The sequence below is a fragment of the Cellulomonas sp. P24 genome, assembly GCF_024704385.1.
In the GTDB taxonomy this organism is placed as follows: Bacteria; Actinomycetota; Actinomycetes; order Actinomycetales; family Cellulomonadaceae; genus JAJDFX01.
Genome location: NZ_JAJDFX010000002.1, coordinates 3,298,649 through 3,319,606 on the forward strand (window position 1 = coordinate 3,298,649; position 20,958 = coordinate 3,319,606).

Sequence of the window (20,958 nt, forward strand, 5' to 3'; positions counted from 1 at the left end):
GTGCTGAGAATCTCGTCCGTCGTGGTGACCCGTGTCGTCGGCTCGTTCGTGCTCGGTGCGGTCGTCGGCGTCCTCGGCACGGTGCTGCATCGGTCGGTACCCCCGTGGGGGCTGGTGCTGTGCCTGCTCCTCGTGCTCGCTGGTGCCGTAACGGTGCGGGCGTGGGGCGGCCTGATCGCCTTGCTGGCGTACGCCGTGGCGTGGGGAGGTGTCGTCTTCCTGCTGAGCATGCGCGGCCCGGGCGGTGACGTCCTGATCCCCGGCGGGACGGCGAGCTGGACGATCCTCGGGCAGATCTGGATCCTCGGCGCATGGCTTCCGATCGCCGCCGCCGCTTTCCTCCCGTCCCGATGGTTCCGCGACGCGCCGCCGCAGGTGTCGGGGCTCGCGAGCCTCGTCCCAGGAGGTGCGGACGGACATGAGCGCGACGCCTGAGGCGTTCCGCGCGGCGATCGCGCGACTCGCGACCGGGGTGGTCGTGGTCGCGGTGAACCATGGTGGGACGGATCACGCGATGACGGCGAGCACGTTGACATCGGTGTCCCTCGAACCTCCGATGCTGCTGTTCTGCGTCCACCGGGAGTCCCGGTTCCGCGACGCGCTCGACGAGGTCGACCAGTGGGCCGTGTCGGTGCTCTCGGACACGGGATCGTCGGTGGCGGACTGGTTCGCGTCCCCCGGTCGGCCGGTCGTGGGGCAGTTCGCGCAGGTGCCGCATCGCCGAGGTGCGCTCTCGGGTGCGGCGCTGGTCGAGGACGCCTCGGCCTGGTTCGAGTGCCGGACGGCCGCGATCCACCGCGCCGGGGACCACGACATCGTGATCGGGGACGTCGTGTCCGCTGCGACCGGTGAGCTCGGCGCCGGCGGACTGGTCCATCACCGCGGCCGGCTCCGACCCGTTCGCTGAGCAGGGTGCGACCTACCCCGCCGCAGAGGGCCTGACGCCTAGACTCTCGCCCTGCGGGGGGGTCCTCGCGCGAGACGGGCAGGAGACTGACGGGATGGCGACGGACGACGGGCTCGAGGACGGTTCGCCGACGGGTGACGCCCCGGCCGAACCGCTGGAGGTGTCGGGGGAGCTCGGCGAGGTCGAGGAGCCTGAGGCGGACGACGGCGCGGACGCGTCGGCGCCGGATCTCGTCATCGAGTCAGCCGATGAGGCGGAGCTGCCGGCCGAGCCAGAGTCGGCCGACGAGCCTGAGTCCTCAGCTGAGCCTGAGGTGATCGACGAACACGAGTCACCCGCCGAGCCGGAGTCGCCGGCTGAACCCGAGCCGTCTCCCGAGCCTGAGGCGATCGACGAGCCTGGGTCGCCCGTCGAACCCGAGCCGGATGCCGCACCTGAGGTGACCGCCTCGGGCCCGGACCTCGAGGCGACCGTGGTGATGAGCCGGGTGCCCGACGACGTCGTGTTCGCGCCCGCTCTCGAACGGTCCTCGCGCCAGGAGCCTGTGGACACCGCCGCGGAACCCGTCGTCCCGGCGTCGCCGCTCGCCGTCTTCGAGCCGGAGAAGCCGCGGCGGCGTGCGCGTCGCACCGTCCTGGCGACGCTCGCCGTCGCGATCGTGCTCGCGGGTGCGTACGTCGGGACCTGTTGGGCGTTCGCGGAGCGAGTGCCGCGGGGGACGACCGTCGCCGGGGTGGCCATCGGTGGGATGTCGGCCTCCGAGGCGCGGTCGGCCCTCGAGGCGAGGCTGACGAGCCTGGCGACCGAGCCGATCCCGGTCGAGGTCGGGGACAAGAGCACGACGCTCGATCCGGCCTCCTCCGGGCTGACGCTCGACGTGCAGGCCACCGTCGACTCGCTCACGGGTTTCGATCTCCACCCGGCGGCGCTCTGGACCCAGATCTTCGGGGCGGGTCCGTCGGCTCCCGTGAGCAGCGTCGACCCCACGTCGTTCACCGACGCGATGACCGCGCTCGCGGACTCCGTCGCGACTGCTCCCGTCAACGGGACGATCGTGTTCGTCGACGGTGCGCCTCACGCGACGGCACCGGTCGCCGGTACCGCGCTCGACGTCACGAAGGCGACCGACATCCTCCGGCGGCAGTGGCTCACCGCTGCGCGTCCGATCGCACTCCCGGTGACGTCGGTCGCCCCCGCGATCGGACAGGCCCAGCTCGACGCGGCGATGACGACGTTCGCCGCTCCCCTCGTCGCCGCACCGGTGGCGGTCGCGGTCGCGGACCAGGTCGCCCAGCTGCCCGCCTCGGTGCTGGCCGATGCCGCCACGTTCACCCCCGGGGACTCCGGTCTCGAGCTGACGCTCGACGGCGACAAGCTCGTCGCGGCGGTCGTGGCCCGGACGACGAACCTGCTCACGGCAGCGGCGAACGCGTCGTTCGCGTTCGTGAACGACGCACCGGTCGTCGTGCCCGGGGCAGCGGGGACGACGCTCGACCCGACCACGCTCGCGGACGCGGTCAGCACGGCGAGCCGGTCGACCGACCGGACCGCGCGGGTCGAGCTGGTGCCCACGCAGCCGGCGGAGTCGACGGCGGCGCTCGAGAAGCTCGGTATCAAGGAGATCGTCTCCGAGTTCGCGACGACGCTCACGAACGAGCCGGTCCGGACCAAGAACCTGGTGCGCGGGTCGGAGAAGGTCAACGGGAGCCTGATCCTGCCGGGAGAGACGTTCTCCATCAACAAGGTGCTCGCACCGGTCACCGAGGCCGGGGGCTACTTCCCCGGGCATCAGATCGAGAACGGGTTCTTCACGACGGGCATCGGCGGTGGGCTGTCCCAGATGGGGACGACGACCTACAACGCGGCCTACTTCGCCGGTTTCGAGGACGTCGAGCACCGGCCGCACAGCTACTACTTCTCGCGGTACCCGGAGGGGCGGGAGGCGACGGTCTTCCAGGGGCAGATCGACGTGCGCTTCAAGAACAACACGCCGTACGGTGCGCTGCTCCAGGCATGGGTCTCCGACAACCAGGTGCACGTGCGGGTCTGGAGCACCAAGTACTGGACCGTCGAGTCGACCACGAGCCCGCGGTCGAACATCGTGAACCCGACGACGGTGCACTCGACCGCTCCTGGGTGCACGCCGTCCGCAGCCGGCAACCCGGGCTTCAAGGTGACGGTGACCCGGAAGGTCTCGCTCGACGGCGTGGTGACGTTCACCGAGGCGAAGACCTGGCGGTACGACCCGCAGAACGCCGTGACCTGCGGCTGACGCCGCTGTCACTGACGCCGCTGTCAGGTGCGCGGTACCCGGGGCGCTCGCGGCGGGATGATCTTCCCGATGGCGATGTCCTCGGCGCGGACCTCCACGTCGCCGTGGCGGCTGCGTACCGTCACCCCGTCCGGTCCCGAGGCGAGCAGGTCGCCGAGCACGTCGGAGTACCCGCCCTCCGGCAGATGCCGTCGGACGACGACGCGTACCCCGAGGGGCCAGTCTCGCCACGGCTGGGAGGGGACGTGCGTCATGTGGACGCCGATGCTCGTGGGCCTGTCACCTGAGAGATACTAGGCCGGGGCGCCCGGCAGGGCGTCGCCTCGACAGGCCAGTGGAGGTCGACAGTGACGTATGTGATCGCTCAGCCGTGCGTGGATGTCAAGGACAAGGCGTGCATCGAAGAGTGCCCCGTGGACTGCATCTACGAGGGAGAACGGTCCTTGTACATCCACCCGGACGAGTGCGTGGACTGCGGGGCGTGCGAGCCGGTGTGCCCGGTCGAGGCGATCTACTACGAGGACGACGTGCCCGAGCAGTGGAGCGAGTACTACCGTGCGAACGTCGAGTTCTTCGACGACCTCGGCTCTCCGGGTGGTGCCGCGAAGATGGGCATGATCGCCAAGGACCACCCGATCATCGCGACCCTGCCGCTGCAGGTCGTCGGCGACTGATCCGTCCGTGGGCCTGATCACCGCGACCCTGCCCGACTTTCCGTGGGACACCCTGCTCCCGTACCAGCGGATCGCCCGGGCGCACCCGCGCGGCATCGTGGACCTGTCGGTGGGCACGCCGGTGGACCCGACGCCCGACGTCGTCCGTGAGGCGTTGGCGGCGGCGTCGGACGCTCACGGCTACCCGGCGACCCACGGCACCCCGGAGCTGCGGGAGGCCGTGGTCGCCTGGTACGCGCGCCGGCGCGGGGTGACCGGTCTCGACCCGGACGCCGTGCTCCCGACGATCGGCTCCAAGGAGATCGTGGCCTGGCTGCCGTCGCTCCTCGGGCTGGGCGACGGCGACGTGGTCGTGCACCCCAGGACGGCGTACCCGACGTACGACGTCGGTGCGCGCCTGGCCGGCGCGACGCCGTTGCCGGCCGACGACGTCGCAGAGTGGACCGGCGCGGTGCGGCTGGTCTGGGTGAACTCGCCCGGCAACCCGGACGGGACGGTCCGGTCGGTCGAGGAGCTGCGACGCATCGTCGAGGCGGCCCGGCAGGTGGGGGCGGTCGTCGTGGCGGACGAGTGCTACGCCGAGCTGGCCTGGGAGGAGCCGTGGGCCACGACCGGGGTGCCGAGCATCCTCGATCCGCGCGTGACGGGCGGTGATCCCACGGGCGTGCTCGCGCTGTACTCGCTCTCGAAGCAGTCGAACCTCGCCGGGTACCGGGCGGCGTTCGCCGCCGGAGACCCGGCGTTGATCGCGCGGCTCCTCGAGATCCGCAAGCATGCCGGCATGATCGTCCCGGGTCCGGTCCAGGCGGCGATGACAGCCGCTCTCGGGGATGACGTCCACGTGGCCGGCCAGCGCGAGGTGTACCGGCGGCGACGAGCGGTTCTCCTGGCCGGGCTGGCCGACGCCGGTCTGACCGTCGACGGGTCCGAGGCGGGCCTGTACCTGTGGGCGCGTCCGGAGGTCGGGGCCCAGGACTGCTGGACGACGGTCGCGGACATGGCGGAGCAAGGCATACTGGTCGCCCCGGGCTCGTTCTACGGGTCTGCAGGCCGAGGGCACGTACGGATCGCGCTGACCGCCACGGACGACAGGGTCGGCGAGGCCGCCGCGCGCCTGACCGGCGCATGACTGTGACATGAATCACTCCGGGTAAGGGACCTTCAGGCCCGCAAGGATTGGTCAAGGACTGGTAGGCGAAGGTACGGTCGGTCGAAGCCAACGACGGCTCACAACCGGCGGTCGATGTCGACATCGCAGCGAGAGACGCGTCATCCGCGCAGCACCGCGCGGTACCGGACGCCAGGAGAGGAACCGCATGTCCGAGTCCACCCAGGCAGTCGTTCAGCTCGTGGTGGACGGGCGGTCCCACGACCTGCCCGTCGTCCCGGCGACCGAGGGGAACAGCGGCATCGTCGTCTCCTCGCTCCTGCGGGAGACCGGGCTGGTCACCGTCGACCCCGGGTACACGAACACCGCGTCGTGCGAGTCCAAGATCACCTACATCGACGGCGACGCCGGGATCCTGCGGTACCGCGGGTACCCGATCGAGCAGCTCGCCGAGAAGTCGTCGTTCCTCGAGGTCGCGTACCTCCTCATCAACGGCGAGCTGCCGAGCTCGACCGAGCTCGACGCGTTCGTCGAGCGGGTCAACCGGCACACGCTCGTGCACGAGGATTTCCGGACGTTCATGGGGACGTTCCCCCGCAACGCGCACCCGATGGCGGTGATGTCCTCGGCGCTCAACGCGCTCGCGACTTTCTACCCGGAGTCCCTCGACCCGTTCGACCCGGAGACCGTCGAGCTGGCCACCGTCCTGATCCTCGCGAAGACCCGCACGGTCACGTCGTACCTCCACCGCACGCGTCGCGGCGAGCCGCTGCTGTACCCCGACTACTCGCGCGGGTACGTCGACGACTTCCTGCGGATGACGTTCGCGGTGCCGTACCAGCAGTACGAGCCGGACCCGGTCGTCGTGGACGCGCTCGACCAGCTGCTGATCCTGCACGCGGACCACGAGCAGAACTGCTCGACCTCGACGGTCCGGATGGTCGGCTCCAGCCACGCCAACATCTACGCCTCGGTCGCCGCCGGCGTGAACGCCCTCTCCGGCCCGCTGCACGGGGGTGCCAACGAGTCGGTGCTGAAGATGCTCACCGAGATCAAGGCGAACGGCGGTGACGCCACCGAGTTCATGACACGGGTCAAGAACAAGGAGGACGGTGTGCGCCTCATGGGGTTCGGGCACCGGGTCTACAAGAACTACGACCCGCGCGCCGCGATCGTGAAGAAGAGCGCCGATGCGGTGCTCTCGTCGCTCGGGAAGAACGACGAGCTGCTGGAGATCGCCCTCCGCCTCGAGGAGATCGCGCTCCACGACGACTACTTCATCGAGCGGAAGCTGTACCCGAACGTCGACTTCTACACCGGGCTGATCTACAAGGCGATGGGCTTCTCGGAGGCGATGTTCACCCCGCTCTTCGTGCTCGGCCGGATGCCGGGGTGGATCGCCCAGTGGCGCGAGATGATGCTCGACCCGCAGACGAAGATCGGCCGGCCCCGCCAGGTCTACACGGGCGAGGTCACGCGGGACTACGTCGACGTCGACGCCCGCTGACGGAGCCCGCCGGAGAGCGCTGACGGAACCCGTCGGCGGGCGCTGACGACACCGGTCAGCGAGCGGCGAGCGTGACCCGCACCTCGCCGACGGGCACGGTCGAGCCCGACCGCTGCCAGGTCCCGCGCGTGCGTGACCACTCCTGGTCGGCGACAGCGACCGTCGTCACCTGCTCCGCCCGGGCGACCGCCACGGACCACTGCGCGACCGACCACGCCTGACGCGATCGGACGTCGTCCGCGCCCGCCGCGGTCGTCACGGTCACCGGCAGACCGGTCGCGTCCGGGGTGCCGGGCGTCACCGGGAGCGCGCCGAGGTCGCGCTGCACCCGCGCGCCGAACCCCTCGACGCTGCCGGCGGCATCAGGCGCGCGCAGGTGGCAGGTCACGGCGGCGGGGGACCACCCGGTGAGTGCCGACGCCCACGCGCGGGCCTGCGCCTCGTGCTGGGCGTACGCCTCGGGGAAGGCGGACCGCTGGACCGCCTGGGCCGCCGCGGTGATCGCCATCGTCTCGTAGCCCGGCACCTTGACCAGGGCGTCGTAGAACGCGTTCGTCGCGTGGACCGGATCGACCACCTCGGCGGCGGTTCCCCAGCCCTGGGACGGTCGCTGCTGGAACAGCCCGAGCGAGTCGCGGTCGCCGTGCGTCACGTTCACGAGCTTGGACTCCTGCATGGCCGTCGCGATCCCGATCGTCGCGGCGCGGGCCTGGAGCCCGCGCTGCACCGAGATCGCCGCGATCAGTGCCGCGTTGTCGGCCTGCTCGGGGGTGAGGTACCAGCTGGTCCCCTCCGACGTCGCAGCGCACCGCACCTGCGCGACCGGAAGCACCTGCGAGCGGTTCAGGACGAGCACGATCGCGCCGACCGCGACGACGAGGAGTGCCGCAAGCCAGCCGACGGTCCTCGCGAGGCGTCCGCGTCGTCGTGCCGGCCTGCGTCTCACGCCCGCCATCGTGCCAGGTCGGTCTGTTCGTCGCCCCGACCCGACACGGACCGACCCGCGTCAGTTGGCGTGCAGAGCGGCATTCAGCTCGATCCCGGTCCCGGCGCGCACGACCGCCTCGACGCCCCCCGTGAGGGAGTTGCGGCGGAACAGGACGTTGTCGACACGGGCGAGCTCCCGGGCCTTGACGACGGTGCCGGTGAGGTCGGCGCCGGCGGTGTCCGTGAACCCGACGAGGGTGACCTTCGTGCCGGCGGTCACGTACAGGCCGGACTCGACGACGCAGTCGTCGCCGAGCGGGATGCCCAGGCCCGCGTTGGCCCCGAGCAGCGAGCGACGGCCGATCGAGACGACCTCCTTGCCCCCGCCCGAGAGCGTCCCCATGATCGACGCGCCGCCGCCGATGTCGCTCCCGTCCCCGACGACGACACCGGCGGAGATGCGACCCTCGACCATCGACACGCCGAGGGTGCCGGCGTTGTAGTTGACGAACCCCTCGTGCATGACGGTCGTTCCGGGGGCGAGGTGCGCGCCGAGCCGGACCCGGTCCGCGTCCGCGACCCGCACCCCGCTCGGTACGACGTAGTCGACCATGCGGGGGAACTTGTCGATCCCGAGCACGGTCACCGGCACACCGGTCACCGCACGCAGCCGCAGACGGGTGTCCTCGAAGCCCTCGACGGCGCACGGTCCACGATCGGTCCAGACGACGTTGGGGAGCACCCCGAAGATGCCGTCGAGGTTCTGGCCGTGCGGCGCGACGATCCGGTGCGAGAGGAGGTGCAGACGCAGGTACGCGTCGGCGGCGTCCGCCGGTGGTGCGTCGAGGTCGATCTCGGTGAGCACGACGTCGGTGCGCACGCGCCGGGCGTCGTCGTGACCGGCGAGGGCGGCGAGCTCGGACGGTGCGGTCCGGTCGGCGGGCGCAGTTCCAAGCGCGGGGCTCGGGTACCAGACCTCGAGGGTCGTGCCGTCGTCGGTCACGGTCGCCAGCCCGAAGCCCCAGGCGTCCCGCACGGTCGTCGTCTCCGTCATGGGAACGACCCTAACGGCCGTCGTGGTCGGGTGCCGCACGCGCCCGCGCCGCTCGGGCGACCGCCGTCTCGGTAGGGTCGGGGACGTGACTGCTCCCTCTGCCGCGCCCGTCCTGGACCTCGCTGCCGACCTCGTCGACCTGACCCGCGCCCTGTGCGACGTGCCGTCGGTGAGCGGCGACGAGCGGCTGCTCGCCGACGCCGTCGAGACTGCGCTCCGGGCGTACCCGCACCTCGAGGTGCTGCGGGACGGTGACACCGTGGTCGCCCGGACGCAGCTCGGACGCGAGAGCCGCGTCGTGGTCGCCGGGCACCTCGACACCGTCCCGATCGCGAGCAACCTGCCCACCCGGCTGCAGCCCGCCTCGACCGGACGTCAGGACCCTGGGGGCGCGCCCTCGACCTCCGGCGTGACCGGGACGGGTCCCGTCGGCGCCGCAGGATCCGTCGTCAGGGACGACGCCGAGATCTGGGGTCGGGGGACCGTCGACATGAAGGGCGGCGTGGCCGTCGCCCTCTCGCTAGCGGCCCGCCTCGTCGCACCCACGCGGGACGTCACCTGGGTCTTCTACGACAACGAGGAGGTCGAAGCCACGCGCAACGGGCTCGGCCGGGTCGCGCGGAACCATCCCGAGTGGCTCGACGGCGACTTCGCGGTCCTCGGGGAGCCGACCGTGGCCGGGATCGAGGGCGGCTGCAACGGCACGCTCCGCGTCGAGGTCCGGGTGCCCGGTGTGGCCGCCCACTCGGCGCGCGCTTGGACGGGCGTCAACGCGATCCACGGCGCGGGCGAGGTGCTGCGGAGGCTGAGCGCCTACGTCCCTCAGGAGACCGAGGTGGATGGGCTCACGTACCGCGAGGGCATGAACGCCGTCGGCATCCGCGGGGGGATCGCCGGCAACGTGATCCCCGACGAGTGCGTCGTGACGGTCAACTTCCGGTTCGCCCCGGACCGGTCGGTCGCGCAGGCCGAGGCGCACGTGCGCGAGCTGTTCGAGGGTTTCGAGGTCACTGTCGTCGACGCAGCTGCCGGCGCCCGACCAGGGCTCGACGCGCCGATCGCCGCCGACTTCGTCGCCGCCGTCGCGGCTCTCACCGGGACCGGCCCGGCGCCGAAGTACGGCTGGACCGACGTCGCGCGATTCAGCGAGCTCGGTGTCCCCGCGGTGAACTTCGGACCCGGCGACCCGCTGCTCGCGCACAAGGACGACGAGCGCTGTCCCGTCTGGCAGCTCCACGTGTGCCATGACGCTCTGCTGGCCTGGCTCACTGCATAGAGTCTGACCATGACGAGCGACGACGGACTGCCCCAGCCGGGTCAGGGGTACCGCAAGGGGCCCGTGCTGCTGCGCGGCAAGCAGATCCCGACGAAGACCACGGACCAGCGCCTGCTCGAGTCGGGCGGCGAGTCGGACTGGCTCCACGGGGACCCGTGGCGGGTGATGCGGATCCAGAGCGAGTTCGTCGAGGGGTTCGGTGCGCTCGCGGACATCGGCCCGGCCGTCAGCGTGTTCGGCTCCGCGCGGGTCCCGCGCGAGCACCCCGACTACCGCACGGGTGTGCAGGTCGGTCGTGGTCTCGTCGAGGCCGGCTACGCCGTGATGACCGGCGGCGGCCCCGGGATCATGGAGTCGGCGAACCGAGGTGCCCGGGAGGCCGGCGGGCTGTCCGTCGGGCTGGGTATCGAGCTGCCCTTCGAGCAGGGCATGAACGAGTGGGTGGACCTCGGGGTCAACTTCCGGTACTTCTTCGCCCGCAAGACGATGTTCGTCAAGTACGCGCAGGGGTTCATCGTGCTGCCGGGCGGTTTCGGCACGTTCGACGAGCTGTTCGAGGCACTGACCCTCGTGCAGACGCACAAGGTCATGGGCTTCCCGATCGTGCTCATGGGGTCGGAGTACTGGTCCGGGCTCCTGGACTGGGTCCGGGGGCCCGTCGTCGACCGCGGCATGATCAACCCGGCGGACATCGAGCTCCTCACGGTGGTCGACGACCCTGAGGAGGCTGTCGCAGTGGTGCAGGCGCGCGACCGGCAGATCCGCGCCCAGGAAGAGGCCGAGGCCGCGGCGCTCCGCACGGCGTCCGCCGCCTGGGAGCCCGACGCGTGACGAGGTGGACGCGTGACGAGGTGGGCACGTGACGAGGTGGGCGCGGTGACGGTGGCGCGACGTCTGCGGAGGGTGCGGTGACGGTGCACGAAGGCGACGCTCCCGTGCCGAGCGCCGGTGCCGTCCTGCGGCTCCGCGACCGTGAGCTCGGTCCGGACCGACCCGTCGTGATGGCGATCGTGAACCGCACCACGGACTCCTTCTACGCCGCCGCGCGGTACGGCGAGGACGAGGCCTTCGACGCCGCGGTGCGCGCGGCCGAGGAGGGGGCGGACATCGTCGACCTCGGTGGGGTGCGTGCGGGCCGCGGTGCCGAGGTCGACGCCGCCGAGGAGGCGCGACGGGTCGTCCCGCTGGTCGAGCGTCTGCGTTCCGAGGTCCCGGAGCTGCTGATCAGCGTCGACACGTGGCGGTCCGAGGTCGCCCGGCACGCGGTGCGCGCAGGTGCCGACCTCCTCAACGACACGTGGGCCGGGCACGACCCGGCGCTGGTCGAGGTCGCGGCGGAGGCCGGGGTGGGCGTCGTGTGCTCCCACACCGGGGGAGCGTTGCCGCGGACCGACCCGCTGCGGGTCGCGTACCCCGCACGACCGGGGGCGAGCGACCCGCGCGACGGCGTGCTCGACGACGTGCTCGCCACGCTCACGGCGGCAGCTGCGCGGGCGGTCGGCCTCGGCATCGACCCGGCGTCCGTGCTCGTCGACCCGACCCACGACTTCGGCAAGAACACCTGGCACTCGCTGCACCTGGTCCGGCGCACCGCCGCGTTGACCGCCCTGGGGCACCCGGTGCTGATGGCGCTCTCGCGCAAGGACTTCATCGGGGAGACCCTCGGGCTCCCGGCCGACGAACGCCTCGAGGGCACTCTCGCCGCGACCGCGGTCGCCGCGTGGCTCGGCGCGCGGGTGTTCCGGACCCACGACATCCGGGCGACGCGCCGCACGGTCGACATGGTCGCGGCGATCCGCGGTGACGTGGCGCCCCGGACCGCCGTGCGGGGGCTCGTGTGAGCGCGGAGGCGACGATCGCGGCCGGCGGTGACGTCGGATCACCGTCGAGGCTCTGGAACCGCCTGCCGTGGTGGGGTGCCGTCCTGGTGGTGTTCGGCGGAGCGCGGCTGTGGAGCGCCGTCGTGCTCCTCGTCGTGGCGCACCACCAGGCAGCGACGCTGTGGACCGCCGCCGACCCGTCGTACCTGCAGTACACGGGTGTCATGTGGGACGCGAGCTGGTACCGGCAGATCGCCGAGCACGGCTACCCGGCGACCTTGCCGGTCGGCGCGGACGGGCTCGTGCAGCAGAACGCGTGGGCGTTCTTCCCGCTGTTCCCGTTCCTGGTCCGTGGCGCCATGGCGATCACGACGGGCCCCTGGTACGTGGTGGCGCCGATCGTCGCGACCCTTCTCGGGGCGGTGGCGATGCTCGTGATCCACCGCCTGGTCGTGGTCGGCGCCCCCCGGGCCGTCGCCGCCCACCCCGGGTTGCCGCTCGCGACCGTGCTGCTGGTCTCGGTCTTCCCGTCGTCGGTCGTGCTGCAGACCGGCTACACGGAGTCGCTCGCGCTGCTCCTGATCGCGGGCTCGCTCACCGCACTCGTGCTGCGCCGGTACTGGCTCACGGCCCTCCTGGTGCTCGCCCTCGGGTTCACCCGGGCCGTCGCGCTGCCGATGGCCCTGGTCGTGGTCGTGCACGCCGTCGTGCGCTGGCGCAGGTCCCGGCGGGGAGAGGACCGGCTCCGCCGCGCGGACGTCGTCGGGCTCGGGGGCCTCGCCGTCGCGGCCGTGGTCTCAGGACTGGCGTGGCCGGCTATCTGCGGCTGGGTCACCGGGGTCCCCGACGCGTACCTGCAGACCCAGGGGTCCTGGCGCGGTGACCGGCATGTCGTGCCCTTCGCGTCCTGGGGCTACGCTGCGACGTTCTGGTTCGGTCGGTGGGCGCCGGCGGTCCTGATCATCGTGTCGGTGACCGTCGTCGTCCTCGTGCTCTCGAGGTCCTCGCGGCGGCTCGGACCCGAGCTGCTGACCTGGTCACCGGCCTACCTGGGCTATCTCGCCGCCGTGATCGAACCGGGTACCAGCGTCTTCCGCTTCCTGCTGCTCGCCTTCCCGATGGCGGCGATCACGGCGGGCCTCCCACCGGCGCGGTGGCGCCGACCCGTGCTGCTGGTCGTCGTGGTCGTCATGGCCGGTCTCCAGGTGCTCTGGACCTACCGGCTCTGGCGGCTGGTCCCGCCGTCGGGCTGGCCACCGTGAGCGTCGGCACCGCCCGATCGTGGGCCGGAGCGCACGTCCGGAGCGTCGGCTGCAGGTGAACCGTGGGTGCGGCGGTGAGCCGTGACCTAGAATGGCAACGGACATCCGCCCCCTCGACGCCGCCGCGTGCCTCCCTCGAGGTCCGTGCGGCCCGGGCCCGGTACGCACGAACGAAGGAGATCCCCCCATGGCTGCGATGAAGCCGAGGACCGGTGACGGACCCCTCGAGGTGACCAAGGAAGGTCGCGGGATCGTCATGCGTGTGCCGCTCGAGGGCGGTGGGCGGCTCGTCGTCGAGCTCAACGCTGTCGAGGCGAAGGAGCTCGGCGAGGCGCTGAGCTCGGTCGTCAGCTGACGGCGTTGGCACCTCGGAGCTCCGCGCGGCGGGCGGATGCACGTCGGCCGCTGCCGATGGTGACCTTCGCGCAGGGGGACGTCGCCGGGTGGTCCTCGCTGGTCGACTCCCAGGTCGATGCGCTCGCGGTGCCGGTCGCCCCCGCCGCCGACGGCGACGACGATGTCCAGCCGCGGACCGGGACCGCGGACGCAGCCGCCCGGTACGGCATCGACCTGGCACGACTCGCGGATCGCGCGGGGCTGGACGGCTCCGCCGGCGAGACCTACACGTTCCACCTGCCCCGGGCACTCGTCGCACGTGACCCGCTGCCGTGGGAAGGGCTGCCGGACCGACTCGTCCTGGTCGGCGTCGGGACGGGCTCGGACCGCGACCTGCGGCGGGCCGGAGCCGCGCTCGCCCGGGCGACCACGGGGCTTGCGCGGGTGGTCACCACCGTCGCCTCCGAGCCCGGACGCGGAGCGGCAGAAGCCGCCCGGAGCTTCGTCGAGGGCTTCCTCCTCGGCGCGTACACCAGCCCGACCTTCGGTGAGGCACCGGCCGGAGCACGCAAGCCCGAGACGGGTGCCGGGACGCCCGAGCTCGTGCTCCTCGGCAAGCACGAGGAGCTGGTCGCAGCGACGGCGGTCCGCGCGACCGCCTCGGCGCGTGCGACCTGGCTCGTGCGCGATCTTGCTGCGACGCCGTCGAACGTCAAGAACCCCCAGTGGATGGCGGAGCAGGCGACCGAGCTCTCCCGCGCGACCGGTCTGCGGGTCGAGGTCCTCGACGGCGACGCGCTCGCGGCCGGCGGCTTCGGTGGCATCCTCGCGGTCGGTTCCGGCTCCGCGACCCCGCCGCGGCTGGTGACGGTCGCGTACGAGCCGACGGCGGAGCACGTGGCGGACGCCGCGAAGCACGTCGTCGTGGTCGGCAAGGGCATCACCTACGACACCGGCGGGCTCTCGATCAAGCCGCGCGAGAGCATGCTCCCGATGAAGACGGACATGGCCGGAGCTGCCGTCGCGCTGGCGACGGTCCGGGCCGCGGCCGAGCTCGGCGTCGGGCACCGGGTGACCGCGGTGCTCGCGCTCGCCGAGAACGCGTTCGGCGGGGCGTCCTACCGGCCGGCGGACGTGCTCCGCACGTACTCGGGCACGACGGTCGAGATCCTCAACACGGATGCGGAGGGGCGCATCGTCCTCGCCGACGCCCTGGCGTACGCCGACGCGACGCTCGACCCGGACGTGCTGATCGACGTCGCCACCCTGACCGGTGCCGCGACCGTCGGCCTCGGCCGCACGCACGCCGCAGTCTTCAGCGAGGACGGCGGGCTCGTCGACGCCTTGGTCGCGGCAGGGGAGGCGACCGGTGAACGGGTGTGGCAGCTCCCGCTGGTGACCGAGTACCGCAGCGCCCTCGACTCGCCGGTGGCCGACATCCGGCACGTCCCCGGCGACTCGTCGACCGGTGCCGGCTCGATCACCGCAGCGCTGTTCCTCCAGACGTTCGTCGGCCGTCGGCACTGGGCGCACCTCGACATCGCCGGTCCGGCGCGGTCGACGGCCGCGGCCCACGAGGTTCCCCTCGGACCGACCGGCTTCGGCGCCCGTCTGCTCGTGCGGTTCCTGGAGAGCCTGGGCTGAGACCCTGCGGCGGCGAGATCAGGCCGCCGTGCCCGCGTTCAGGACGCCGTGCGGGTCGGCCGCCTCAGCGGCGGACGGCCACCAGGAGCCCGTCGCCGGACGGCAGCAGAGCGGGGACGAGACGATCGTCCTCGCGGACCGTGCGGCCGATCTCGCGGAGGATCGTCGTGACCTCGTCGCGTCGGGCCGGGTCGGCGACGCGGTCGTGCCAGAGCGCGTTGTCCACGACGAGGACCCCGCCGTGCCGCAGCAGCCGCAGCGCCTGCTCGACGTAGTGGGCCGCGGACTCCTTGTCCCCGTCGACGAGGACCATGTCGTAGCCGCCGTCGGTGAGGCGCGGAAGGACGTCCGACGCGCGCCCGGAGATCGTGCGCGTCCGGGTCGGGCGGATCCCCGCCTCGGCGAACGCGAGCTTCGCCGCGCGCTGGTGCTCGACCTCGACGTCGATCGTGGTGAGCACGCCGTCCTCGGGCATGCCCTCGAGGAGGTAGAGGGCACTGACCCCGGCACCGGTGCCGATCTCGACGACGGCCCGTGGCTGGAGCAGGGCCGCCAGCACGCGCAGGACCGCCCCGGCCCCGGGCAGGACCGGGGTGCATCCGAGCTCGGCGGCGCGGTCACGAGCGCGCAGCACGACGTCGTTCTCGGGAAGGTACTCCTCGCTGTAGGCCCAGCTGAGTGCCTTGTCGGTCGGGATGGGAGCCTCCGTGGATCGTCGTGACATCGCGCCGAGCCTACCGCCGCAGGTCGGGGCTGTCCCTCGGGTGCACAGGCGCGTGTGGGCAGCCGCCAGGTGGGTGCGCTCGCGCCTGGCCGACGGGGGCGCACGTGTCCGGCCGGGCCGGGAACGTCTGCGTCCACGCCGACGTTGTCACCAGCACACACCCAGGTCGTCGTCAGGCTGCGTGGGGGTGGGGGGAGGCGAAGATCACCGGGGAGTGCTCCGGCTGCGCGCGAACGAACCAGGTGTGGGCGCGGGCTGCGACACTGGATCCGCCGGGGGAAGAGACCCCGGCGGCCGGACCCGGACGTCGAGGAGATCGTGAGGGCATGGATGTGACCACCGAGGAGCCGTGGGTCGCTCCGTCGTGGGAGGACATCGTCCGTGAGCACTCTGCCCGGGTCTACCGCCTGGCCTACCGTCTGACCGGCAACCAGCACGACGCGGAGGACCTCACCCAGGAGGTCTTCGTCCGGGTGTTCCGGTCCCTGTCGACCTACGCCCCCGGGACGTTCGAGGGCTGGCTGCACCGGATCACGACCAACCTGTTCCTCGACCAGGTGCGGCGACGCCAGCGGGTGCGCATCGACCCGATCGGTGAAGACACCTCACGCATCGCGACCGCGGAGGGTCGTGGCACTCCCGAGCGCGGGTACGAGCACGCCAACCTGGATCACGACATCCAGCGCGCCCTGGACGCTCTCGCTCCTGAGTACCGTGCCGCGGTCGTGCTGTGCGACATCGAAGGACTCTCGTACGAGGAGATCGCGGTCACTCTCGGGATCAAGCTCGGCACGGTGCGCTCCCGGATCCATCGGGCGCGCGCTCAGCTCAGGTCGGCCCTGGGACATCGTGCGCCGGGACCGGTGGCCGCGTCGCCGCGTGACGACGCCGAGGTGGCGTCGTGACCCACCTCGGCTCCCTGACGAGCGCCCTGGTCGACGGTCAGCTCGACCCGGCGGCGGCCGAGCGCGCCCTCGCCCACGCGGCCGCGTGCCCGAGATGCGCGGCCGAGCTCGCCGCGGCGCGTGCGTCGCGCCGGGTCCTCAGCGGGATCGACGACGTAGCCCCCGCGCCTGACCTGACCGCGCGGCTGCTCGCCCTCGGCACCGGAGCGGACGGACCTGGCGGGCCTGGCCCAGCGGGGCCGCGGTTCCCGACAGCGAGCCTGCTCGCGCCGACGCAGCCGTTCCCGGCCGGCGGGATGCGCGGCGACGTCATGTCCCGGCACGGCACGCGACGCTGGGTCGCGAGCTCGGTCGTCGGTGTCGGCGCCGCTGCGCTCGCGCTGTTCGTCCTCGGGGACGCGCACGTGGTCGCGCCGTCGGACCGCCCGGCCGAGGCCATGGCGCTGCTGTCCCACGTGGAGGAGGCCGACACCGGGGGCGTCTCCGTGGCGTCGCTCCGCACCGGGTCCTCCGCCGCGGGCAGCGCGGACACCGTCGACGGTCTGAACCTCGCAGGCGGGCAGGGCGCGGTGCTCGCCTGGATGCACGCGAACGGCTGGCCGTGCCCGGGTGCGTTTCCGGCCGGAGCGTCGGTCACCGGGGTGCGACTGACCGGTGACGGCGTCCTCGAGGTCGACGTGGACACCCCCCGAGGGCAGTTCGTCCTCACCGAGCAGCGCGGGGTGCTGGACACGGCGCTCCTGGCCGGTGCGGACCAGGTGGACGTCGGAGGGACGAGCGCGTACGTGCTCTCACGCTCCCCGTGGCACCTCGCGTGGCAGTCGCAGGACACGGTCGTCGAGATCGTCTCGGACGCCGGTCGGGAGCAGGTCCAGCAGGTGGCGCGGACCATTCCGGCCGCAGCCTTCGACGACGCAGCGGCGGCACGGATCATCCGCGGCTGGCACACCGTGACAGGAGTTGTCGCCGGACCATGAGCACAGACGACCAGCAGCCCGTGCCTGAGATCCCCGATCGGTCGGACGCGGAGCCGGTGGCTGCCAACCCGTTCGCCCCGCCGTCTCGCCCGGCGCCCGCCCCCGGACCGTTCGAGGCTCGGGACGCGCACCCGGACCCGGCTCGCGGGCCGCAGCAGGGCCCGGGACCGGCGGGTGCGCATGCGGCGGCCCCGGGCCCCCGGACGTCGGCCGTGTGGCCGGGAGGACCGGATGCGTGGCCGAGTGCGGACGCACCGGGCGAGGAGTTCCCGTACCGAGAGTCCCGTCCTCCGACGCGTCGTGACGGCGCGGGACCGTCTCGTGCCGGCCGGGTCCGCCTCCGTACCGCGGCGTGGCTCGTCCCGGTGATCCTCGTCTCCGCGCTCGCCGGTGCCGGCGGGGCGATGCTCGCCGATCGGACCATCGACCAGGACGGGTTGCTCTCCTCGGCGGACCTCCCCGCGCCGGTGCTCACCGACGTGCCGTCGCGCGCTCCCGACTCGGTCGCCGGGCTCGCTGCGGTCGTCCTCCCGAGCGTCGTCGCGATCCAGGTGACCTCGGGCACCGGCACCTCGACGGGGTCGGGGATCGTGCTGCGGGCGGACGGCTACCTGCTGACGAACAACCACGTGATCGCCGAGGCCGCGACGACCGACGCGGCGATCACGGTGCTGTTCGCCGACGGGACGCAGGAGCAGGCCACGCTCGTCGGGCGTACCGCCGACTACGATCTCGCCGTCATCAAGGTCGCGAGGACCGGCCTCACCCCGCTCGTCCTCGGCGACTCGGACCAGGTCGTCGTGGGAGACCCGGTCATCGCGATCGGGGCTCCACTAGGTCTCCAGGGCACCGTGACGTCGGGGATCGTCAGCGCGAAGAACCGGCCGGTGTCGGCCGGGAGCACGACCGATACCGCCTTCATCAACGCGATCCAGACCGACGCGGCGATCAACCCGGGGAACTCGGGCGGACCGCTGATCAACGCGGCGGGCGAGGTCATCGGGATCAACTCGGCGATCGCCCAGCCGCCCGGGGCGACCGGCGGCTCTGCCGGCAGCATCGGTCTCGGCTTCGCGATCCCCTCCAACCAGGCTCGACGCACGGCGGAGCAGCTGATCGAGACGGGCAAGGCCACCTACCCGATCATCGGGGTCCTGCTCGACAGGTCGTACACGGGCGAGGGTGTCCGGGTCGGGTCGGCGTCCACCTCGGGCCCCGCGGCAGTGACCAAGGGCGGACCGGCCGACCTGGCCGGGATCGTGGCGGGCGACGTGATCCTCGCGATCGACGGTCGGCCGGTCACGGACCCGGACGAGCTGGTCGTGGCGATCCGCGCGAAGGCGCCAGGTGACGCGGTGCTCTTGAGGGTGCGGAGCGGGTCGGAGGTCCGCGACGTCCGAGTCGTGCTGCAGGAGGCGTCGAGTGACTGAGCGACAGGTAGCCTGAGCCGGTGTTCGACATCAACGGCGGCGAGGCGCTGATCCTCCTCGTGGTGGCGATCGTGGTCATCGGCCCCGAACGCCTGCCGCACTACGCCGAGCAGCTCGGCAAGTGGGCGCGGCAGCTGCGCGCGTTCATGCAGGACGCGCGGCGCAAGGTCGACGAGGAGCTCGGCGTCGACACCACCGACGTCGACTGGCAGGCACTTGACCCGCGTCGCTACGACCCGCGTCGCATCGTGCGGGACGCCCTGCTCGACGATCTCAACGACATCGGGGCGGCGCTGAAGGCCACCCCCACCGGCCGGACCTACACGAGCGGGGAGGCGGGGGCCGCCGGTGCCGGTGCTGGTGCCGCCGTCTCCGCGGACGCCCCCGGGCCGGTCGACCCGACGCCCGCGCCGTTCGACGACGAGGCGACCTGACGGCGCGGAGACGTCGTCGACCGTGCGATCCGTGTTCGGTTCTGGTTCGCGGACCTGCCAGAATGGCCGGATGGTCAACGCTGCACATGGCTCTGACGGAGCGGCGCGGGCTCGCATCTTCTCGGGGATGCAGCCCACCTCCGATTCCCTCCATCTCGGCAACTACCTGGGTGCGCTGACGCACTGGGTGGCGTTGCAGGACGACTACGACCCGCTGTACTGCGTCGTCGACCTGCACGCGCTCACGGTGGGACCGGAGCCGGCGAAGCTGCGTGAACGCACCCGGCGAACCGCTGCCCAGTACCTCGCGGCAGGGGTCGACCCGGCGCGGTCGATCCTGTTCGTCCAGTCGCACGTCGCCGAGCACGCCGAGCTCGCGTGGCTGCTGGGCTGTGTGACGGGGTTCGGCGAGGCCGGCCGGATGACCCAGTTCAAGGACAAGTCGGGTCGGTACGGCTCCGATGGGACGACCGTCGGGCTGTTCACGTACCCGGTGCTGATGGCAGCGGACATCCTCCTGTACGACGCTGCGCTCGTGCCCGTCGGTGAGGACCAGCGTCAGCACCTCGAGCTCTCGCGCGACCTCGCAGGCCGGCTCAACAGCAGGTACGGCGACGGGACCGCCGTCGTCCCCGAACCGCACATCGTCAAGGCGACCGCGAAGATCTTCGACCTGCAGGACCCCGCCTCGAAGATGAGCAAGTCCGCGGCCAGCCCGAACGGCATCATCGAGCTGTTCGACGACCCGGCGATCATCGCCAAGCGGGTCCGATCGGCGGTGACGGACGCCGAGCGCGAGATCCGGTACGACCCGGCGCTGAAGCCCGGCGTCTCGAACCTGCTGTCGATCTACTCGGCCCTGACCGGCCGACCGGTCCCGGAGCTCGAGGCGTCCTATGCCGGCAAGGGCTACGGCGACCTCAAGAAGGACCTGGCCGAGGTCGTCGTCGACTTCGTCCGGCCGTTCCAGGAGCGTGCGAACGCGTACCTCTCCGATCCCGCCGCGCTGGACGAGATCCTCGCCGAGGGAGCGGAGAAGGCGCGCGCGATCGCACGCGGGACGTTGGCCCGCATCTACGACACCGTGGGACTCCTCCCGGCGCGGGGGAGCCGGGCGTGAGACTCCCGGAGCGAGGGGCCGACCAGATCCGCATCGGGGTCGCCCTGACGGTCCCGGAGCCGTACGGCTCGGCGCTGCAGGAGGCCCGTGCGTCGTTCGGGGACCCGCTCGCACCGTTCATCCCTCCCCACATCACGCTGCTCGGACCGACGGTGGTCGACGAGAGCGACCTGGACGTGCTCGGGGTGCACCTGGCCGAGGTCGCCTCACGGTTCCGTCCGTTCGCCCTGCACCTCCGGGGGACCGGGAGCTTCCGCCCCGTGTCGCCGGTGGTGTTCGTCCAGGTGGTCGAGGGCATCTCGATCTGCGAGGACCTCGAGAGCGCTGTGAGGTCTGGGCCCCTCGCGCAGGAGCTCAGGTTCAACTACCACCCGCACGTGACGGTCGCTCACGAGGTCGACGAGGACGCCCTGGAGCGTGCGTTCGACGGTCTTGCGGACTTCGAGGCCTCGTTCGTCGTCGGCGGATTCCAGTCGTACCACCACGGCGACGACGGCATGTGGCGCCCTGAGAAGACCTACCCGTTCACCGGTCACGGTGTGTCCACCGGACATGCAGACCGTCAGGACGGCTCGTAGGGT

The 20,958-nt window shown here is 72.2% G+C and carries 22 protein-coding genes; 18 read left to right on the forward strand and 4 right to left on the reverse strand.

The window, feature by feature from the left end; all coding sequences use genetic code 11:
• The 3 genes from LJB74_RS15515 (at position 1) to LJB74_RS15525 (ending at position 3,179) form a co-directional block, all read left to right on the forward strand.
• Entirely contained in the window at positions 1 to 435 is a 435-nt protein-coding gene (locus tag LJB74_RS15515) for a hypothetical protein (protein ID WP_259309392.1), read from the forward strand.
• On the forward strand, positions 419 to 907 hold the full coding sequence (locus LJB74_RS15520; protein ID WP_259309393.1) for a flavin reductase family protein: 489 nt from the start codon (positions 419 to 421) through the stop codon (positions 905 to 907). Before LJB74_RS15515 ends, LJB74_RS15520 begins: the two co-directional genes overlap by 17 nt.
• A gap of 94 nt (positions 908 to 1,001) precedes the next feature.
• The gene (locus tag LJB74_RS15525; RefSeq protein WP_259309394.1) at positions 1,002 to 3,179 is read left to right on the forward strand and encodes a VanW family protein; all 2,178 of its coding nucleotides are present in this window, start codon (positions 1,002 to 1,004) and stop codon (positions 3,177 to 3,179) included.
• 23 nt (positions 3,180 to 3,202) lie between these two features.
• On the opposite strand, the gene LJB74_RS15530 is transcribed toward LJB74_RS15525, so the two are convergent.
• A complete protein-coding gene (locus tag LJB74_RS15530) occupies positions 3,203 to 3,433 on the reverse strand; it encodes a hypothetical protein (RefSeq protein ID WP_259309395.1) in 231 nt (76 codons plus the stop codon).
• Positions 3,434 to 3,526: 93 nt separating this feature from the next.
• Here LJB74_RS15530 and fdxA point away from each other — a divergent pair, with 93 nt between their 5' ends.
• From fdxA to LJB74_RS15545, 3 genes are all read left to right on the forward strand, one after another.
• Positions 3,527 to 3,853, forward strand: a complete 327-nt coding sequence (gene fdxA / locus LJB74_RS15535) for a ferredoxin (protein ID WP_259309396.1) — start codon at positions 3,527 to 3,529, stop codon at positions 3,851 to 3,853.
• Positions 3,854 to 3,860: 7 nt separating this feature from the next.
• Positions 3,861 to 4,982 (forward strand): succinyldiaminopimelate transaminase, encoded by a 1,122-nt coding sequence (gene dapC, locus LJB74_RS15540; RefSeq protein WP_259309397.1) that lies wholly within the window; start codon positions 3,861 to 3,863, stop codon positions 4,980 to 4,982.
• A 187-nt stretch (positions 4,983 to 5,169) separates the two neighbouring features.
• Complete coding sequence (locus LJB74_RS15545) at positions 5,170 to 6,468, forward strand: citrate synthase (RefSeq protein WP_259309398.1); 1,299 nt, start codon at positions 5,170 to 5,172, stop codon at positions 6,466 to 6,468.
• A 55-nt stretch (positions 6,469 to 6,523) separates the two neighbouring features.
• Here LJB74_RS15545 and LJB74_RS15550 read toward each other — a convergent pair whose 3' ends face one another.
• Together LJB74_RS15550 and dapD are read right to left on the reverse strand one after the other, a co-directional pair.
• Positions 6,524 to 7,423 carry a hypothetical protein gene (locus LJB74_RS15550; protein ID WP_396125179.1) on the reverse strand — a complete coding sequence of 300 codons (900 nt, stop codon included), beginning with the start codon at positions 7,421 to 7,423 and terminating at the stop codon, positions 6,524 to 6,526.
• A 51-nt stretch (positions 7,424 to 7,474) separates the two neighbouring features.
• The gene (dapD, locus tag LJB74_RS15555) at positions 7,475 to 8,449 is read right to left on the reverse strand and encodes a 2,3,4,5-tetrahydropyridine-2,6-dicarboxylate N-succinyltransferase (protein ID WP_259309400.1); all 975 of its coding nucleotides are present in this window, start codon (positions 8,447 to 8,449) and stop codon (positions 7,475 to 7,477) included.
• An 85-nt stretch (positions 8,450 to 8,534) separates the two neighbouring features.
• On the opposite strand from dapD, the gene dapE reads away from it, so the two are divergent.
• The 6 genes from dapE to LJB74_RS15585 all read left to right on the forward strand — a co-directional run bounded on the left by dapE (position 8,535) and on the right by LJB74_RS15585 (position 14,787).
• Complete coding sequence (gene dapE, locus LJB74_RS15560; protein ID WP_259309401.1) at positions 8,535 to 9,725, forward strand: succinyl-diaminopimelate desuccinylase; 1,191 nt, start codon at positions 8,535 to 8,537, stop codon at positions 9,723 to 9,725.
• 9 nt (positions 9,726 to 9,734) lie between these two features.
• Positions 9,735 to 10,556: a TIGR00730 family Rossman fold protein gene (locus LJB74_RS15565; RefSeq protein ID WP_259309402.1), complete on the forward strand. Its 822-nt coding sequence runs from the start codon at positions 9,735 to 9,737 to the stop codon at positions 10,554 to 10,556.
• Positions 10,557 to 10,633: 77 nt separating this feature from the next.
• The gene (gene folP, locus LJB74_RS15570) at positions 10,634 to 11,566 is read left to right on the forward strand and encodes a dihydropteroate synthase (protein ID WP_259309403.1); all 933 of its coding nucleotides are present in this window, start codon (positions 10,634 to 10,636) and stop codon (positions 11,564 to 11,566) included.
• The gene (locus LJB74_RS15575; RefSeq protein ID WP_259309404.1) at positions 11,563 to 12,807 is read left to right on the forward strand and encodes a hypothetical protein; all 1,245 of its coding nucleotides are present in this window, start codon (positions 11,563 to 11,565) and stop codon (positions 12,805 to 12,807) included. Before folP ends, LJB74_RS15575 begins: the two co-directional genes overlap by 4 nt.
• A 187-nt stretch (positions 12,808 to 12,994) precedes the next feature.
• On the forward strand, positions 12,995 to 13,162 hold the full coding sequence (locus LJB74_RS15580; protein WP_259309405.1) for a DUF3117 domain-containing protein: 168 nt from the start codon (positions 12,995 to 12,997) through the stop codon (positions 13,160 to 13,162).
• A gap of 56 nt (positions 13,163 to 13,218) precedes the next feature.
• Positions 13,219 to 14,787 carry a M17 family metallopeptidase gene (locus LJB74_RS15585; protein ID WP_259309406.1) on the forward strand — a complete coding sequence of 523 codons (1,569 nt, stop codon included), beginning with the start codon at positions 13,219 to 13,221 and terminating at the stop codon, positions 14,785 to 14,787.
• 64 nt (positions 14,788 to 14,851) lie between these two features.
• Here the strand turns inward: LJB74_RS15585 and LJB74_RS15590 are convergent, their stop codons facing one another.
• The gene (locus LJB74_RS15590; protein ID WP_259309407.1) at positions 14,852 to 15,511 is read right to left on the reverse strand and encodes an O-methyltransferase; all 660 of its coding nucleotides are present in this window, start codon (positions 15,509 to 15,511) and stop codon (positions 14,852 to 14,854) included.
• 326 nt (positions 15,512 to 15,837) lie between these two features.
• Between LJB74_RS15590 and sigE the strand changes: the two genes are divergently transcribed.
• The 6 genes from sigE (at position 15,838) to LJB74_RS15620 (ending at position 20,955) form a co-directional block, all read left to right on the forward strand.
• Complete coding sequence (sigE, locus tag LJB74_RS15595; RefSeq protein ID WP_259309408.1) at positions 15,838 to 16,416, forward strand: RNA polymerase sigma factor SigE; 579 nt, start codon at positions 15,838 to 15,840, stop codon at positions 16,414 to 16,416.
• Complete coding sequence (locus tag LJB74_RS15600; protein ID WP_259309409.1) at positions 16,413 to 17,393, forward strand: zf-HC2 domain-containing protein; 981 nt, start codon at positions 16,413 to 16,415, stop codon at positions 17,391 to 17,393. Before sigE ends, LJB74_RS15600 begins: the two co-directional genes overlap by 4 nt.
• Positions 17,390 to 18,823: a S1C family serine protease gene (locus LJB74_RS15605; RefSeq protein ID WP_259309410.1), complete on the forward strand. Its 1,434-nt coding sequence runs from the start codon at positions 17,390 to 17,392 to the stop codon at positions 18,821 to 18,823. Before LJB74_RS15600 ends, LJB74_RS15605 begins: the two co-directional genes overlap by 4 nt.
• A 20-nt stretch (positions 18,824 to 18,843) precedes the next feature.
• Positions 18,844 to 19,257: a twin-arginine translocase TatA/TatE family subunit gene (locus LJB74_RS15610; RefSeq protein WP_259309411.1), complete on the forward strand. Its 414-nt coding sequence runs from the start codon at positions 18,844 to 18,846 to the stop codon at positions 19,255 to 19,257.
• A gap of 70 nt (positions 19,258 to 19,327) precedes the next feature.
• Positions 19,328 to 20,377, forward strand: coding sequence for a tryptophan--tRNA ligase (trpS, locus tag LJB74_RS15615; protein WP_259309412.1), 1,050 nt, complete (start codon positions 19,328 to 19,330; stop codon positions 20,375 to 20,377).
• Entirely contained in the window at positions 20,374 to 20,955 is a 582-nt protein-coding gene (locus LJB74_RS15620) for a 2'-5' RNA ligase family protein (RefSeq protein ID WP_259309413.1), read from the forward strand. Before trpS ends, LJB74_RS15620 begins: the two co-directional genes overlap by 4 nt.
• Positions 20,956 to 20,958 lie beyond the last annotated feature (3 nt).